At 50.4% G+C, this 16,093-nt stretch carries 14 protein-coding genes; 11 read left to right on the top strand and 3 right to left on the bottom strand.

Annotated elements, in window-relative coordinates; genetic code table 11:
* Nucleotides 1–8: 8 nt before the first annotated feature.
* Together PsAD5_RS26965 and mutM are read right to left on the bottom strand one after the other, a co-directional pair.
* On the bottom strand, nt 9–953 hold the full coding sequence (locus PsAD5_RS26965; protein ID WP_063294320.1) for an L-lactate dehydrogenase: 945 nt from the start codon (nt 951–953) through the stop codon (nt 9–11).
* A 123-nt stretch (nt 954–1,076) separates the two neighbouring features.
* On the bottom strand, nt 1,077–1,979 hold the full coding sequence (mutM, locus tag PsAD5_RS26960) for a bifunctional DNA-formamidopyrimidine glycosylase/DNA-(apurinic or apyrimidinic site) lyase (protein ID WP_063294319.1): 903 nt from the start codon (nt 1,977–1,979) through the stop codon (nt 1,077–1,079).
* A gap of 108 nt (nt 1,980–2,087) precedes the next feature.
* Here mutM and ubiE point away from each other — a divergent pair, with 108 nt between their 5' ends.
* From ubiE to PsAD5_RS26945, 3 genes are all read left to right on the top strand, one after another.
* A complete protein-coding gene (ubiE, locus tag PsAD5_RS26955; RefSeq protein WP_057463091.1) occupies nt 2,088–2,891 on the top strand; it encodes a bifunctional demethylmenaquinone methyltransferase/2-methoxy-6-polyprenyl-1,4-benzoquinol methylase UbiE in 804 nt (267 codons plus the stop codon).
* A 6-nt stretch (nt 2,892–2,897) separates the two neighbouring features.
* Complete coding sequence (ubiB, locus tag PsAD5_RS26950; protein WP_057463090.1) at nt 2,898–4,481, top strand: 2-polyprenylphenol 6-hydroxylase; 1,584 nt, start codon at nt 2,898–2,900, stop codon at nt 4,479–4,481.
* Nucleotides 4,482–4,780: 299 nt separating this feature from the next.
* The gene (locus tag PsAD5_RS26945; protein ID WP_057463089.1) at nt 4,781–5,443 is read left to right on the top strand and encodes a TetR/AcrR family transcriptional regulator; all 663 of its coding nucleotides are present in this window, start codon (nt 4,781–4,783) and stop codon (nt 5,441–5,443) included.
* Between the two features lie 8 nt (nt 5,444–5,451).
* On the opposite strand, the gene PsAD5_RS26940 is transcribed toward PsAD5_RS26945, so the two are convergent.
* The gene (locus PsAD5_RS26940) at nt 5,452–6,072 is read right to left on the bottom strand and encodes an alpha-ketoglutarate-dependent dioxygenase AlkB family protein (protein WP_063294318.1); all 621 of its coding nucleotides are present in this window, start codon (nt 6,070–6,072) and stop codon (nt 5,452–5,454) included.
* Between the two features lie 136 nt (nt 6,073–6,208).
* Between PsAD5_RS26940 and PsAD5_RS26935 the strand changes: the two genes are divergently transcribed.
* From PsAD5_RS26935 to hslU, 8 genes are all read left to right on the top strand, one after another.
* Nucleotides 6,209–7,702: an FMN-binding glutamate synthase family protein gene (locus PsAD5_RS26935; RefSeq protein ID WP_063294317.1), complete on the top strand. Its 1,494-nt coding sequence runs from the start codon at nt 6,209–6,211 to the stop codon at nt 7,700–7,702.
* A gap of 292 nt (nt 7,703–7,994) precedes the next feature.
* Nucleotides 7,995–9,911 (top strand): molecular chaperone DnaK, encoded by a 1,917-nt coding sequence (gene dnaK / locus PsAD5_RS26930; protein WP_057463251.1) that lies wholly within the window; start codon nt 7,995–7,997, stop codon nt 9,909–9,911.
* Between the two features lie 353 nt (nt 9,912–10,264).
* Nucleotides 10,265–11,392 (top strand): molecular chaperone DnaJ, encoded by a 1,128-nt coding sequence (dnaJ, locus tag PsAD5_RS26925; protein ID WP_063294316.1) that lies wholly within the window; start codon nt 10,265–10,267, stop codon nt 11,390–11,392.
* 66 nt (nt 11,393–11,458) lie between these two features.
* The gene (locus PsAD5_RS26920) at nt 11,459–12,064 is read left to right on the top strand and encodes a class I SAM-dependent methyltransferase (RefSeq protein WP_208988855.1); all 606 of its coding nucleotides are present in this window, start codon (nt 11,459–11,461) and stop codon (nt 12,062–12,064) included.
* A 159-nt stretch (nt 12,065–12,223) separates the two neighbouring features.
* Nucleotides 12,224–12,814, top strand: coding sequence for an NADPH-dependent FMN reductase (locus PsAD5_RS26915; RefSeq protein ID WP_063294315.1), 591 nt, complete (start codon nt 12,224–12,226; stop codon nt 12,812–12,814).
* Between the two features lie 124 nt (nt 12,815–12,938).
* The gene (gene hslV / locus PsAD5_RS26910) at nt 12,939–13,487 is read left to right on the top strand and encodes an ATP-dependent protease subunit HslV (protein ID WP_057463084.1); all 549 of its coding nucleotides are present in this window, start codon (nt 12,939–12,941) and stop codon (nt 13,485–13,487) included.
* Nucleotides 13,488–13,627: 140 nt separating this feature from the next.
* A complete protein-coding gene (locus PsAD5_RS26905) occupies nt 13,628–14,689 on the top strand; it encodes a hypothetical protein (RefSeq protein WP_063294314.1) in 1,062 nt (353 codons plus the stop codon).
* An 11-nt stretch (nt 14,690–14,700) separates the two neighbouring features.
* Nucleotides 14,701–16,005, top strand: a complete 1,305-nt coding sequence (hslU, locus tag PsAD5_RS26900; RefSeq protein WP_063286338.1) for an ATP-dependent protease ATPase subunit HslU — start codon at nt 14,701–14,703, stop codon at nt 16,003–16,005.
* The last annotated feature ends 88 nt before the right edge of the window (nt 16,006–16,093 follow it).

Raw genomic sequence — 16,093 nt, 5'->3', positions numbered from 1 at the left:
GATCAGCACTATTTCAGGTGTTTGGAAAGCACTTCTTTTGCCGCTGTTTCCAACGCCACTGCGGACGCTTGCAGCTGGCTGCGTTCCAACTCATCCATACTAGGGAAGAGGGTAGCTTCAATACCATCAGCACCCAGCACTCGCGGCACTGAAAGGGCTGTATCCCTCACGCCAACAATCTCTTCATTGACGATGGAAAGGCTGATGACGGCGTGTTCATTTGTCACGATAGCCTTCACGATACGGGAGAGCCCAGCACCGATGCCATAGTTGGTTGCCCCTTTGCCTTCGATGATCGAATAGGCAGCGTAACGAACACCATGGTCAATACGGTCACGAACATCTTGAGTGATTGGCTTGTTGATCTGCTCGGCAAAGGTAAACAACGGCGTGTTGCCTGCCTTGGCGCCAGACCAGACAAGCACTTCACTGTCACCGTGCTCACCAAGCACATCTGCATGTACAGAGGTTGGTGTGATGCCCAGATGTTTACCCAATAAAGTACGGAACCGTGCAGTATCCAGAATTGTACCTGAGCCGATAACGCGATTGCGCGGCAGACCAGAAATCTCGGTCGCAACCTGAGTCATGATATCAACCGGATTGGTTGCGATGATCAGGATCGCATTTGGTGCATATTTCAGCACCTCAGGAATGACTTTTGCAAACACACCAGCATTGCGTGCCAATAGCTCAATCCGGGTCTCTCCCGGTTGCTGGTTGACACCAGCTGCAATCACGACGACTGCTGCATCCTTCAAGTCACTGTAATCGCCACCAATAACACTCATCGGGCGCGCAAATGGGGTCGCGTGAAGAATGTCTTCCGCCTGGGCAATAGCGAGTTTCGGATTGTAATCGACGAGCACAATTTCGTTGCCCACACCGTTCATGGCCATGGCGTAGGCTGCAGTACTTCCAACAGCGCCAACACCAACTACACCGATTTTCATAGGGCCATCCTTTTCTCGCCGTTTGCAGGGCATCCTGCTGGCTTTTATAATATTATGCCTGTCTCCTAGACAGTTGCTCTAGGGAATGCAATTCCCTCAAGCGTGACATATCAGCTCGCATGTCTACTTCTGGCATTTCGGACAAAAGAATGTTGAGCGCCCATTCTGGACCTTCCGCTCAATGACGCCAGCACACTTGGGAGTTCGGCAAGCTTCCCCCTCGCGATCATAGACAGAGAAGTTGTGCTGGAAATATCCGAGAGAACCATCCGCTTGCCGGTGGTCCTTCAGGGACGAACCGCCGGATTTTATCGCTTCCTGCAAGACTTCCCGAATGTGATTGGAAAGCTCTTCGGCTTTTTTAAGCGGCTTACCGGATTTGCCTGCAAGTGTGGATGCGCTGTTGAAAGGACTTAACCCCGTTCTCCAGAGTGCTTCACACACATAAATGTTACCCAGTCCTGCAATGAACTTCTGATTGAGCAAAGCTGCTTTCAGAGAGGTCTTCCGGTTCTCAAACAGCTTGGCGAGGTAGGCTCCATCCAGCTCATTGCCGAGTGGTTCGATCCCCATATCGACAAACATTGGGTGTGTCGCCAGCTCGCTGCGTGGAATGAGCACCATAAATCCAAAGCGCCGCGGATCATTATATATGATCTTTACGATCGTCTCCTGATCAGCTGGACGAACATGGAAAATCACATGGTCATGCTGAGGGTGTTTGCCTTTTGCATGATACATTTCAACGGTTTGTGTTGGTTCTTGGTCATCAGTCTCGATCCAGCGGAACGAACCCGACATGCCAAGGTGCATCACTAAAACATCACCGCTGTCCAGATCAAGCAGTAGATATTTCGCACGGCGGCTGAAGGAAACAACTCTGCGACTTTCCAGGCGATCTACGAAATCATCGCCAAAAGGAAAACGAAGATCAGGGCGGCGTTGTTCAACTCTGCAAATTGTTGCATTGTCAAAAAAAGGTGCTAGTCCACGACGGACTGTTTCAACCTCCGGTAATTCAGGCATAAGATATCCGTTGGTACAGTGGTTTGCTGCTGGGCAAAGATTACGTTCAACAATAGCGCTTTGTAACAAGCTGTACTATGTTCGCCCGCGAAATGGAGTGATTTGATTATGGCGCGTGAGTTCTCAACCCCTGAGCAGGCATCCGTAACAGACCCGACTGAAATGGCAACTAGCTTCGGGTTTCGCACAGTTCGCGAAGGTGAAAAGCAGGATCTGGTGGATGATGTTTTCCACAAAGTGGCATCCCGCTATGACCTGATGAACGACCTCATGTCTGGTGGAATGCATCGTCTTTGGAAAGATGCGATGGTGTCCAGCATGAACCCACCAAAGAATGGCGCCCGTGAATGGCGACATCTGGACGTGGCTGGTGGGACTGGAGACATCGCAACTCGCGTTGTTGAGCGTTCTAACCGGACAATCAAATCAACCGTTTGCGACATCAACGGATCAATGCTGGGTGTCGGCAAAGACCGTGCAAGCGCTGCTGGCCTTTCAGAAAACATCGAGTTCATTCAGGGGAACGCAGAAGAGTTGCCTTTCCCGGACAAACACTTCGATGCCTACACCATCGCATTCGGTATCCGTAACGTCCCACAAATCGAAAAAGCACTGCAAGAGGCTCACCGTGTACTTAAACGCGGCGGTCGCTTCATGTGCCTTGAGTTCTCACAGGTAGACGTGCCAGCACTTGATAAGGTCTATGATCTGTTTTCCTTCCACGCCATTCCAAAAATCGGGCAGGCGGTGACAGGTGACGGAGACCCATACAGCTATCTTGTAGAATCTATCCGCAAGTTTCCAAATCAGGAACGTTTTGCGCAGATGATACGTGATGCAGGTTTTGAGCGTGTCACCTATCGAAACTACACTGGCGGTATCGCTGCACTTCACTCCGGCTGGAAAATCTAACCAGTTATGATCGCAAATATTGTGCCATTTATGCGTCTGGTTTTCGCGGGTTATGTTATGGCCCGCGAAGGTGTGTTCGGACTCGTTTCTCTGCCAGATCTCCCTCCCGGACCGCGCTTGGCTATTGGCGTCGCACGTATGCTTGAGCGTCGTGGCATTGAGAAAAAAGATGCTGCAGCACGCCTGACAGATGCGCTGAACCGCCTTGGTCCCTCCTACATTAAGTTGGGGCAGTTTCTTGCGACACGCCCGGATGTGGTTGGTAAGGAAGCGGCAAAGGAACTGTCTGCACTTCAGGACAATGTTCCACCATTTCTGACGCAGTACGCACGCAAAACAGTCGAAGAACAGCTCGGCAAAACAGTCGAAGATCACTTTGAAGAGTTTGGTGAACCAGTCGCCGCAGCGTCGATTGCACAGGTACACCCTGCGTACTTCCGAAACCGCGATGGCGAACTGGAAAAAGTAGCTGTTAAAGTCCTGCGCCCGGGTGTTGAACGCGGGTTTAAGCGCGACTTGAAGAGCTTTTACCTTGCAGCGCGCCTTGCTGAACGCTTTAGTCCGGCAAGCCGCCGCCTTCGTCCGCTTATGATGGTTGAGACCTATGAGCACGCTGTCATTTTGGAAATGGACCTGCGTATGGAAGCCGCAGCTCTTTCTGAAATGGGTGAAAACAGCAAGGACGACAAAGATTTTCGCGTTCCCAGTGTGGACTGGCCCCGCACCTCTCGCTCCGTACTCACCATGGAATGGATTGACGGTGTAAAGCTTTCCAATCTCGAAGGTATCGAAGAAGCTGGCCATGACCTAGCTGAACTAGGCAATAAAGTGATCCAGACTTTCTTGCGCCATGCGGTACGTGACGGCTTTTTCCACGCGGATATGCATCAGGGCAATCTCTTCATTGAGCCGGACGGAACTCTGGTAGCGGTGGATTTAGGGATCACAGGACGCCTGGGCCTGTCTGAACGCCGCTTCCTGGCAGAAATTCTCTATGGCTTCATAACTCGCAATTACCTGCGAGTTGCCGAAGTTCATTTTGAAGCTGGGTATGTGCCTGCAGATCAGGACGTGAATATATTCGCGCAAGCAATTCGGGCGATTGGTGAGCCGATCCATGGGCATGATGCCAGTGAAATCTCAATGGCGCGTTTGCTGACACAGTTGTTTGAAGTGACTGAGATGTTCAACATGCACACTCAGCCTCAGTTGATCTTGCTACAGAAAAACATGGTTCTGGCAGAAGGTGTCGCCCGCTCGCTGAACCCGCATCTGGATATGTGGAACACGGCTGATCCTGTTGTAACCGGTTGGATTCAGAGAAACCTTGGCCCTATGGGACGCATCACAGACCTAGCAACAGGCGTGACTGTTTTGGGTCGTCTGGCAAGTGATTTGCCGATTATTGCTGACCGTGCGAGCAAGTTTTCCAATCAACTGGAGTCGATGGCAAACAACGGCCTGAGATTCGATGAGGCAACCGCAGATGCGATTGGCAGATCGGAAGCGAAGCATAGCCGGTCTGGACGTGTCGCACTTTGGGTCATTGCAATCGCTCTTTCAGCAATTGCTTACGGCATCCACCTCTAAGACATTCTGAGTTGAAACTATGAAAAACGGGAGTTGTTACGCTCCCGTTTTTTATTGGTTAGCCGGCTATATGTGATAAATCTAGAAATAATTGGATCATACTAAGTTACTGCATAAATTTATCTAAGTTTTATATAGTCATTGCAATTGATGATATGAATTGTAGGCGGGTTGTTGCTCAACAAAACGTGCTAAAAGCAAGATAGCTTAAGAGAAGTATTTGAGATTTCTAAGGGTCTACTCAAAACCTTTAGAGAGTTCTCAAAACAATTGTAAACTATCTTCCTGGAGGTGCCGCTGTGCCAGACAGTTCTGAACTGGGGACCCGTGAACGGTTACTTGATGCCGCAGAACGCTTGCTCGCTGAACATGGTCTTGCGGAAACTTCTGTAAGAATGATCACCGAAAAAGCCGATGCCAATGTTGCTGCAGTCAACTATCACTTTGGCAGCAAAGATGATCTCGTCAGGGCAGTCTTTATGCGCCGCCTTCGCGAAATTGACGATATGCGCATGCAGCGTCTGGATGCGCTGGAAGTTGGCGGGCGCGAACCCGATCTAGAAGAGATAACCCGAGCATTTATGGAGCCCTTGATTGTACAAGGGATCTCAAGAGACACCGGAAAGCTGGTGCCGTTTGTTGTTCTCATTCGTCAGGTCTTCTCTGATCCAGAGTCCGGCCAGAAGATCATGCACTCATGGGAGCCACCGAGGATTATCCTTCGCATCACAAAGGCTCTGGCAAAAGCCACGAAGAGTGACATCCCAACAGGACCTCGTGCTCAGTTGTTGATGATGCTCATGCACAGCGCAACGTTAGAGGCGCTTTACGTTGTGACCGGAGCTTCCAAAGGCCCTTACGATGAAGAAATGGATCAGGACGAGATAGTCGAAGGCACTATTCGTTTCGTGTCCAGCGGCATTCGTGCCTTCTTTATGGCTGGTGCGCTCGAAGAGGCCTGATGCTCTAGCTAAAATGGCGAGATGCGGCGGAGAGTCAGATTTAACCTGCCTCCGTCCTTAAGGAGGCTTGAGCTCCCACCCTGGATACGGTCAATGCCGTGGTAGCACAGTCGCGCTTCCCCTCCGAGTACAACAACGTCTCCTGAATTAAGCTTGAGTGATTGCGTCGGGCCCCCGCGCTTCACACCGCCGAGCCGGAAAATTGCTGTGTCTCCGAGGCTGACCGAAACAACAGGGGCTTCAAATGTTTTTTCATCTCTGTCTTGATGCATGCCCATTTTCGCTGTTGCAGCATAATAATTCACGAGGCAGGCTTCTGGCGCTGCCGGGCAGTCGCCAACCTTGTTCCAAAGATCCAGCAGGACCTCAGGGATAACAGGCCAGGGCTGACCGGTCTCAGGATGTTGAGATTGGTAGCGATAACCACTCCTGTCAGATACCCAACCCAATGTTCCAAGATTGGTCATCCGAACAGAAAATGGCTTTCCTGTTCGTGGCATCACGGGAGTGAACAATGGAGCTTCTTTGACGAGATATCTGAGCGTATCGACAAGTTCCTTTTGCTCCTCCAGAAAGAAGTATCCGGGCAGGTATTTGAAACCTTTAGGAAAGTCATCGCTCAATCGCATCTCGATATCTCTTTTAAGCCGGGCATATCTGCTGAAAAGACCGCTTATAAAAACGGAAAACTTGGAGAGATTTGCCGAAAGTGAATTTAACCCATATTCCTCAAAATAGTGGTTTCCCGGTTAAGGAGAACCACAAATGCACCTTCTACCTCCACTGCTTTCGGCTGTACTAAATATTTTTGCAGCATTTGTTTCACTCCTAATTCTGCTCGCGGTCATTGTAGCCATCGTTCTTTATGTAGTTGATCGACGCCAACACAAAGACGCGATTCGGCATAATTACCCTGTTGTGGGCCGCTTCCGATCACTCTTCGCGTATTTAGGTGAATTCTTTCGCCAGTACTTCTTTGCAATGGATAGAGAGGAAATGCCGTTCAACCGTGCTGAACGCACTTGGATAGATCGCGCATCCAAGGCTGAAGGCAACACAATGGCATTCGGGTCCACAAAAAACCTCAACTTGCCGGGAACAGCGCTGTTTGTGAATGCCCCTTTTGCAAAACTGGAGAAGGAGATCGACGAACCAGAGCCGCTTCTCATTGGTCCCTATGTCGAAAATCCATATGTGCCACCCAGTTATTTTAATATCTCTGGCATGAGTTACGGTGCAATTTCCCATCCTGCGGTTCTCGCCCTTTCGCGAGGTGCAAAGATGGCAAAGTGCTGGATGAACACCGGAGAAGGCGGCTTGTCTCCCTACCATTTAGAAGGTGGCGCCGACATCGTCTTTCAAATCGGAACGGCAAAAAATGGTTGTCGGAATGATGACTCCACGCTCAATGAAGACAAGCTGAAAAAAATAACGGACAACGCTCAGGTCAAGATGGTCGAGATCAAACTCGCTCAAGGTGCCAAACCTGGGAAAGGTGGCCTCTTGCCTGGCGGAAAGGTGACACCTGAGATCGCCGAAATTCGGGGGCTCAAAGTCGGGCAACCCTCGCATGCCCCAAATCGTCACCCTGAAATCAGCAATACGGGTGAGCTCTTAGACTTCATCAGTCGCGTTCGCAGCATTGCCAAGAAGCCCGTTGGCTTCAAGACCGTGATTGGATCGAGCCTTTGGGTGGAAGAGCTTTGTCGTGAAATCAACCACCGTGGAATCGAGCATGCACCTGATTTTATCACCATAGATTCGGCAGATGGTGGTACTGGTGCAGCGCCAATGCCCCTCATGGACAACGTAGGCCTAAGGATCTCAGAGGCCCTTCCAATCGTGGACCATGTTCTGCGAAAGCATGATCTGCGTGATCGTATCCGTATCATTGTTTCTGGAAAGCGAATTACGCCCTCAGCCGTTGCTTTGTCACTGTGTGAAGGTGCAGATTTTACGGTTACAGCTCGCGGTTTCATGTTCGCGTTGGGCTGCATTCAGGCTATGCGATGCAACAAGAACACATGCCCAACGGGTATCACCACGCACAATGAAGCGCTTCAGGCCGGCCTTGATCCAACAGAGAAGAGCCACCGTGTTGCTGCCTATTGCCATAGTGTGCGAATGGAAGTCGATATGATCGCCCATGCATGTGGTGTCGACGCGGCAAGGCAGCTTTCACGAGAGCACGTGCGCATCGTCCAGGAAAGTGGACACTCTGTCTCTCTTGAAGAGCTCTATCCACAAACACCCTCTTAGAAATGGGGGTAACGCAGAAAACCGGGATGCAATAGAGGTGTTTTCTGTGGTTTTCCAAAGAAAAGTTCATTTTCTTAACTCAGAAAATGGCTTCGGGTAGATCTTGTGTCGATATATCGGGTCCTGTCCCTTGCAGGGGCAAGGGACCCCTCTTATATAGCCAATTGAAGTTTTCTTGCGTGTTTGCGACAACTCACGCAAGTGCAATGTATTGGGGACCGGTCGGATGCTGATCCGACATTATCCGAAGGCCTTTGGGGTTCGGGCGGTCTGCCGAAAGGAGAGTGAAAACATGGCAAAGGTCATCGGTATCGACCTCGGCACGACAAATTCGTGCGTATCTGTAATGGACGGCAAGGACGCCAAAGTAATCGAGAACGCAGAAGGTGCGCGTACTACCCCTTCTATGGTTGCGTTTTCTGACGATGGTGAGAAGCTTGTAGGTCAGCCAGCGAAACGCCAGGCTGTAACCAACCCAACAGACACCTTGTTTGCTGTTAAGCGTCTCATCGGTCGCCGTTTTGATGATCCGACCGTTGCAAAAGACAAAAAGCTCGTCCCATACGAAATCGTAAAAGCCGATAACGGCGACGCATGGGTTGAAGCTGAGGGTGAGAAGTACTCCCCATCCCAGGTTTCTGCTTTCATCCTGCAGAAGATGAAAGAAACCGCTGAAAGTTTCCTTGGTGAAAACGTCACCCAGGCAGTTATCACCGTTCCTGCATACTTCAACGATGCTCAGCGTCAGGCAACCAAAGATGCCGGTAAGATCGCTGGCCTTGAAGTTCTGCGTATCATCAACGAACCAACTGCAGCTGCCCTTGCATACGGCATGGACAAAAACGATGGTAAGACCATCGCAGTTTACGATCTTGGTGGTGGTACTTTCGACGTTTCCGTATTGGAAATCGGCGATGGCGTATTTGAAGTGAAGTCCACCAACGGTGACACCTTCCTCGGTGGTGAAGACTTTGACATGCGTCTGGTTGACTACCTTGCGGGTGAGTTCAAAAAAGAGCAGGGCATCGATCTTAAGAACGACAAGCTCGCATTGCAGCGCTTGAAAGAAGCTGCTGAAAAAGCAAAGATCGAGCTGTCCTCTTCTTCTCAGACTGAAATCAACCTGCCGTTCATCACAGCAGATGCTTCTGGTCCTAAGCACCTTACCCTTAAACTGACCCGCGCTAAGTTTGAGCAGCTCGTTGACGATCTGGTTCAGCGTACTGTTGCTCCAATGAAAGCGGCTCTTAAAGACGCAGGCCTTGCAGCTGGCGAACTCGATGAGGTTGTTCTCGTCGGTGGCATGACTCGCATGCCTAAGGTTCAGGAAATTGTTAAGCAGTTCTTCGGCAAAGAACCTCATAAGGGCGTAAACCCTGATGAAGTTGTTGCAATGGGTGCGGCAATTCAGGCTGGCGTTCTGCAGGGTGACGTTAAAGACGTTCTGCTTCTCGACGTTACTCCACTGTCCCTCGGCATCGAAACCCTTGGTGGCGTGTTCACACGTCTGATCGACCGCAACACCACAATCCCTACCAAGAAGGGCCAGGTGTTCTCTACAGCTGAAGACAATCAGACTGCAGTGACCATCCGCGTCTTCCAGGGCGAGCGTGAAATGGCTGCGGACAACAAGATCCTCGGTCAGTTCGATCTGGTTGGCATCCCACCAGCACCTCGCGGCGTCCCACAGGTTGAAGTAGCTTTTGATATTGATGCCAACGGTATCGTGAACGTGTCTGCAACCGATAAAGGCACAGGGAAAGAGCAGCAGATCCGTATTCAGGCATCTGGTGGTCTGTCCGACGCTGACATTGAGCAGATGGTGAAAGACGCAGAATCTCACGCTGAAGACGATAAGAAGCGTAAGGATCTGGTGGAAGCCAAAAACCAGGGTGAAGCACTTCACCATTCAACAGAGAAATCCGTCAAAGAGTACGGCGATAAGGTTTCAGACGAAGACAAGTCTGCAATCGAAGGCGCTTTGGCTGCATTGAAGGTGTCTCTGGAAGGTGAAGATCTGGAAGACATCACTGCGAAAACCCAGTCTCTTGCAGAAGTTTCCATGAAACTTGGCGAAGCTATGTACAAGGACGCTCAGGCAGAAGAAGCCGGAGAGGGTGCTGAAGACGATGGTGAACCAAAGCCAGTTGACGATGTGGTTGACGCAGACTTCGAAGAAGTTCGCGACGACGACAAAAAGTCCAGCTAACTAATACTTTTACCTCGCAAGCTCCTATGGGCTTGCGAGGTAAACTTTATTCAAGTATTTCCCGACTGTATGGAAGATTTTAGTCGAAGAGAACCTTTTAGGTGCAATTGCATTTGAGAGAGCTGCTTCCTACATATGGGTAGTTGGTAATGTGTGCGCTGCGCTTAAAGCTGCACCTCAATCACCGACTGAACAGTAAACAGTTTTGTTTTGAAGATGAGTGCAGTTCACGAGTGAGTTCGTTGCGAAGCAAGAATTAAACTCGACTGCCCACAGTGACCTCAGACTGAGCTGATGTTCTCCTGAGGCTTCAAAACGCAAATAGACATCACGTCTTTGGAGCTTATTTCATAATGTCTAAACGCGACTACTATGAGGTGCTGGGGGTAGCACGGGAGGTCGACGAAAAGGCACTTAAGAGCGCTTATCGCAAACTCGCGATGAAATTCCATCCTGACCGAAACCCTGGTAATGATGAAGCGGAAGCAAATTTTAAGGAAGTAAGCGAAGCTTACGAAACCCTGAAAGACCCGCAAAAGCGCGCTGCCTACGATCGATTTGGCCATGCAGCCTTTGAAAACGGCGGCTTTGGTGGTGGCGGCGGAGCAGGTCCGGGCGACTTTGCTTCCTCCATGGCAGACATCTTCGATGAGTTCTTTGGTGGCGGTGGTGGCCGTCGTGGTTCTGGTCGTGAACGCGGCGCAGATCTGCGCTACAACTTGGAAGTCTCTCTTGAAGAAGCTTACGAAGGTAAGTCCGTCGAGATCGAGGTTCCAACCTCAGTAACATGTGAGCCGTGCAGTGGCTCCGGCGCAAAATCCGGAACCCGTCCGTCCACCTGTCCAACCTGTGGCGGTGCTGGGCGTGTCAGAGCGGCGCAGGGCTTCTTCACCATGGAGCGCACCTGTCCGACCTGTCAGGGTCGTGGTGAGATCATTACAGATCCATGTGACAGCTGTGGCGGTACTGGCCGGACAACGAAAGAGCGCACGCTCTCCGTGAATATTCCGTCAGGCATCGAAGATGGCACGCGTATTCGCTTGTCAGGCGAAGGTGAAGCCGGTGCTCGCGGTGGTCCCGCAGGCGATCTTTACATCTTCCTGTCCATTCGTCCGCACGAGTTCTTCCAGCGTGACGGTGCTGATATCTTCTGCCGCGTGCCAATTTCAATGACAACTGCTGCTCTGGGTGGTCAGTTCGAAGTTCCGGCATTGGATGGCAATACAGCGCGTGTGAAAGTTCCTGAAAGCACTCAGACCGGAAAGCAGTTCAGACTGCGCGGTAAAGGTATGCCGATTATGCGATCTAGCCAGAAGGGCGACATGTATATTCAAGTTGCCGTGGAGACACCAGCAAATCTTACGAAGAGGCAGAAAGAGCTTCTTTCAGAATTTGAAGGTGAATCCTCTGGAGACAATCATCCGGAATCTACTGGCTTTTTTGCAAAGGCAAAAGATTTTTTGGAGAATTTCAAGGCATAGCTCTTTAAATTGCCACCAATCAGTAATATCTCAGTAGTACCCTTTGTTGATGCTACGGAGAGTTGAATGTTTCACGAAACGAGGTCACGGGCAGAAAATGCCTTGAACAAATTTCGTGAGCCTTCCAAATTTCTTCGGGCGTGGGTGGAAGCACCACTCACGACCGGAGCGGTCGCCCCGTCAGGCCCTGTTCTCGCCCAGAGAATGGCAGAATTCGTTCCCGTTCAGTCGAATAATCCGGTTTTAGAGTTGGGACCTGGCACAGGCCCGGTCACAAAAGCTATTCTTGAAGCAGGTATCTCTAAAGACCGTCTTACCTGCTTGGAGTACAGCACAGACTTCTGCGAGCATCTCAGTGACAAGTTTGAAGGATTGAACGTGGTTCAAGGTGACGCTTACAACATGCGTCCCAGCCTTGAGCATATCGCGCCAAACTCACTGTGTGCTGTGGTTTCGAGCTTGCCGCTTGTGTCCAGACCGATGGAGTTTCGTTTAAAGTGCATTCGTGATGCCTTCGCTCTTATGAGACCCGGTGCTCCCTTCATCCAGTTCTCTTATTCCTTCGCGTCTCCGGTAACACTGAAATCCAAAATGTTCAGCTGGTCGAAAACCGGCTGGATCGTTAAGAATATTCCGCCAGCTCGTGTCTGGATTTTCCGAAAGCCCTTTTGATTTCTCAAAGGCAGGCGTTTAGCGGTCAATCACCTAAAAACACACATCTTCCATAAACCTTACGCTTGGGTAGTATAGGGTACTCTTCGTGCCGACTTTACCAGAGATCATGCAGCTCTTGAACGAGAGGTTGCAGAGCCATGTCGTGAGGATAGCCCTATGAAGCCAAAGATACTCGTTTTTTCAGGTTCAACCCGCAAAGGGTCCTACAATAAAATGCTGGCAGAGCTGATGGCGAAACACCTGACGATCGCCAATGCAGAAGTAACTACAATCAGCCTTGCCGACTATCCTCTGCCTATTTACGATGGTGACCTGGAAGATGATACGGGTATCCCTGAAAATGCATTCAAGCTCAGAAAGCTCATTGAGACCCATCATGGGATCTTCATAGCCAGCCCGGAATACAACTCCTCAATCACCCCATTGCTGAAGAATACACTGGACTGGATCAGTCGCATCCAGTTGCCAGAGGAAGAGCCGCTTCAGCTCTTCCACAAGTCGATCTATGCCGTCGGTGGGGCTTCTCCCGGTGCGCATGGTTCTTTGAGAGGCCTCATGCACCTGAGAACGATCATGGAAGTGTCTTTAGGATGCCTTGTCCTGCCAGAAATGGTCTCTATTAATTTTGCGGGCAAGTCCTTTGATGAAAATGGCGACCTCACAAAAGACCATCAGATCAAGCGATTGCATAAGCTTGTTGACCGCTTCGTCAGTGAGGCAAGTCACGTAAAGCTACAGGATAACTGAGTTTTTTTGGCTTGCCGCATTGGCAATGCGGCAAGGACTACATACATAATACCGCAGACACAAATTTGAAATTGAGTTGCGCGGGAGTTTGCTCCGTTGCCGATAGAACTCTGGAGAAAAATGAATGAGTGAACCTGAACAGTGGCACGGCACAACCATCTTGACCGTGCGCAAAGGCGGCAAAGTCGTAATTGCTGGAGATGGTCAGGTGTCTCTTGGATCAACGGTCATTAAAGGCACTGCACGTAAGGTCCGCCCACTGGCAGGCGGTAAGGTTATTGCCGGCTTTGCAGGCGCGACTGCTGATGCGTTCACGCTGTTTGAGCGCCTTGAAGCCAAGCTTGAGCAATACCCTGACCAGTTGATGCGTGCATGCGTTGAAATGGCGAAAGACTGGCGTACAGACCGCTACCTTCGCCGTCTGGAAGCCATGATGCTGGTTGCCGACAAAAAGCACTCTCTGGTGCTGACAGGTACCGGCGACGTGCTTGAGCCGGAAAATGGCGTCATGGGCATCGGTTCCGGTGGCAACTTCGCGCTGTCCGCGGCACGTGCGCTGGTTGATATGGACCTGACCGCAGAAGAGGTTTGCCGCAAGTCCATGACAATCGCAGCAGACATCTGCGTCTACACAAACAGCAACGTTACCGTCGAAGTGCTCGACGAAGAGTAACTATAGCGACAAGATACGACTGGAGATCAATAATTTTCGATCTCCAGTTCTGCGTTCAAGACACTTTTAGATCAGCTTAATTTGCTAAGCCAAGGATACTTGAAGCTTTTATTGTTCCATTTGGATTTGACGAGGAACTGATGATATCAAGAGCATCTCTTACCGGAGCCATCTCCGCAGGAATTATCAGCGCAGATCAAGCTGATAAGCTCGTCTCCTATTTATCTCTTCAAGCAGAAAACATTCAGAACCAACAAGCATCTGAAAGCCTCCATGATCCGGAAGAAGTTCGGTTTACACGCGGCTTTCATGATATTTTCATTAGCCTTGGTATCTTAATTCTTTTTGCTGGCTACGGTGTTGGGTTTGGGGACACGCTCACTCAAGGCGGGCTTCCTACAGCTGCTGTTGCTGGCGCAGCTGCCATCATCACATGGGTGCTGGCTGAATGGTTTACCAAGATCAAGAAGCTCGCGCTTCCTTCAATTTTACTGACAGGATTGTTTGGAGGTTCAATTGCGCTTGTTGGATTTGGCCTGTTCACACCTGATGTTCTGAACAACGACTCCGAAGCCATTCAGGTCATTCTGAGTTCCATCTTCGCTTTAGTGGGCGCTTCGTTGTTTTACTGGCGCTTTAAGGTGCCAATAACACTGACCGTCATTGTTGCGGGGATCATGGGCTTGATCGTAGGCGCATTGACACTAGTGACTGACACGAAAATTCTTGATTATCTGTCCTGGGTTTCGCTGGTCTGCGGTCTGTTTGCATTCGGTTGCGCGATGTATTTTGACACCAAAGACACCAAGCGGGAAACACTCAACACAGACAAGGCCTTTTGGCTTCACCTGCTTGCTGCCCCGCTTATCGTTCATTCCATCTTGAGTGGAATGTACTTTGAACAGCAGACAGAAGCTTATGCCTTGGTCTCCATTGCTGTTGTCCTGGCATTTGGTGCGGTCGCTCTCATCATCGACCGTCGTGCAATGCTGGTTGCAGCGCTGAGTTACCTAGGCTTCGCATTAGCCTATTTGCTGGAGTCTGCCGACTTTTCTGCATCGCAGCTAACTGCTATCTCCCTTGTATTACTTGGGAGTTTTGTTTTGCTACTCGGTTCAGGCTGGAACGTGGCGCGACGGATCGTTATGCGCCCTCTTGCAGGAACCACACTCACTACATATCTGCCACCTATCCGGAACTAGAAAGTAAGAAAATGACAAATTTCTCTCCTCGGGAAATCGTTAGTGAACTCGATCGCTATATCATCGGCCAGCATGACGCGAAACGCGCAGTGGCAATTGCACTGCGCAACAGATGGCGTCGTCAGCAGTTGGATGAAGAGCTGCGCGAAGAAGTTCAGCCAAAGAACATTCTCATGATTGGCCCAACCGGTGTTGGTAAAACTGAGATCTCTCGTCGCCTTGCTAAGCTTGCGAATGCTCCTTTCACAAAAGTTGAAGCAACCAAGTTTACCGAGGTGGGATACGTTGGCCGTGATGTAGAGCAGATCGTTCGTGATCTGGTCGAATCCAGCATCGCACTTGTGCGTGAGCAAAGCCGCAAAGAAGTCGAAGCAAAAGCACATGTTCTTGCTGAAGAGCGTGTTCTGGATGCATTGGTCGGCAACAATGCAAGCCCGGCCACCCGTGATACATTCCGCAAGAAGCTGCGCGAAGGTGACCTCGACGACAAAGAAATTGAAGTTGAGGTGCGTGCCAACCCACAGATGCCAAGCTTCGATATTCCTGGCATGCCAGGGGGCAGCGTCGGTGTCATGAATATCTCTGACATGCTGGGTAAGGCATTTGGCGGTCAGACCAAGCCGAAGCGCACAAACGTCAAAGATAGCCACAAGCTTCTTCTGGCAGAGGAGTCCGACAAGCTTCTCGATGAAGAGAAGGTTGTTCAAGAGGCCATCGAGCTGGTTGAAAACTCCGGCATCGTTTTCCTCGATGAGATCGACAAAATCTGCGGGAAAGATGGCCGTAATGGTGGCGATGTTTCCCGTGAAGGCGTTCAGCGTGACTTGCTGCCACTGATCGAGGGTACTGTTGTTTCAACAAAACATGGCCCGGTGAAAACAGACCACATTCTGTTCATCGCATCTGGTGCATTCCATGTGTCAAAACCATCAGACCTTCTGCCTGAACTTCAGGGTCGGCTTCCGATCCGTGTTGAGCTGAAAGCGTTGACGAAAGAAGATTTTGTCAAGATCCTGACAGAAACCGAAGCCAGCCTGATCAAGCAATATGTTGCATTGATGGCGACGGAAAGCGTGAGCATCGAATTTACCGAGGACGCAATCGACGAGATTGCGACAGTTGCTGTTGATTTGAATGCGACGGTCGAAAACATTGGGGCTCGCCGCTTGCAGACTGTGATGGAGCGCGTGCTGGATGAGATTTCCTTCGTCGCACCAGACAAGTCTGGTGAGCAGGTCACAATTGATGCAGCCTACGTGAAGTCGAATGTGAGTGAACTGGCCAAGAATGTCGATTTGTCTCAGTTCATCCTCTAACTGACGAAAAAATCAGTCGGAAAAAGAAAACCTAACGGAATGTGGCAAGGAAAAATACTTGCCGCATACCACCTCAAGTGGCAGCATG

Origin of the sequence: Pseudovibrio sp. Ad5 (assembly GCF_001623095.1) — a bacterium.
GTDB lineage: Bacteria > Pseudomonadota > Alphaproteobacteria > Rhizobiales > Stappiaceae > Pseudovibrio.
This window is presented reverse-complemented; position numbering and strand designations above follow the sequence as displayed.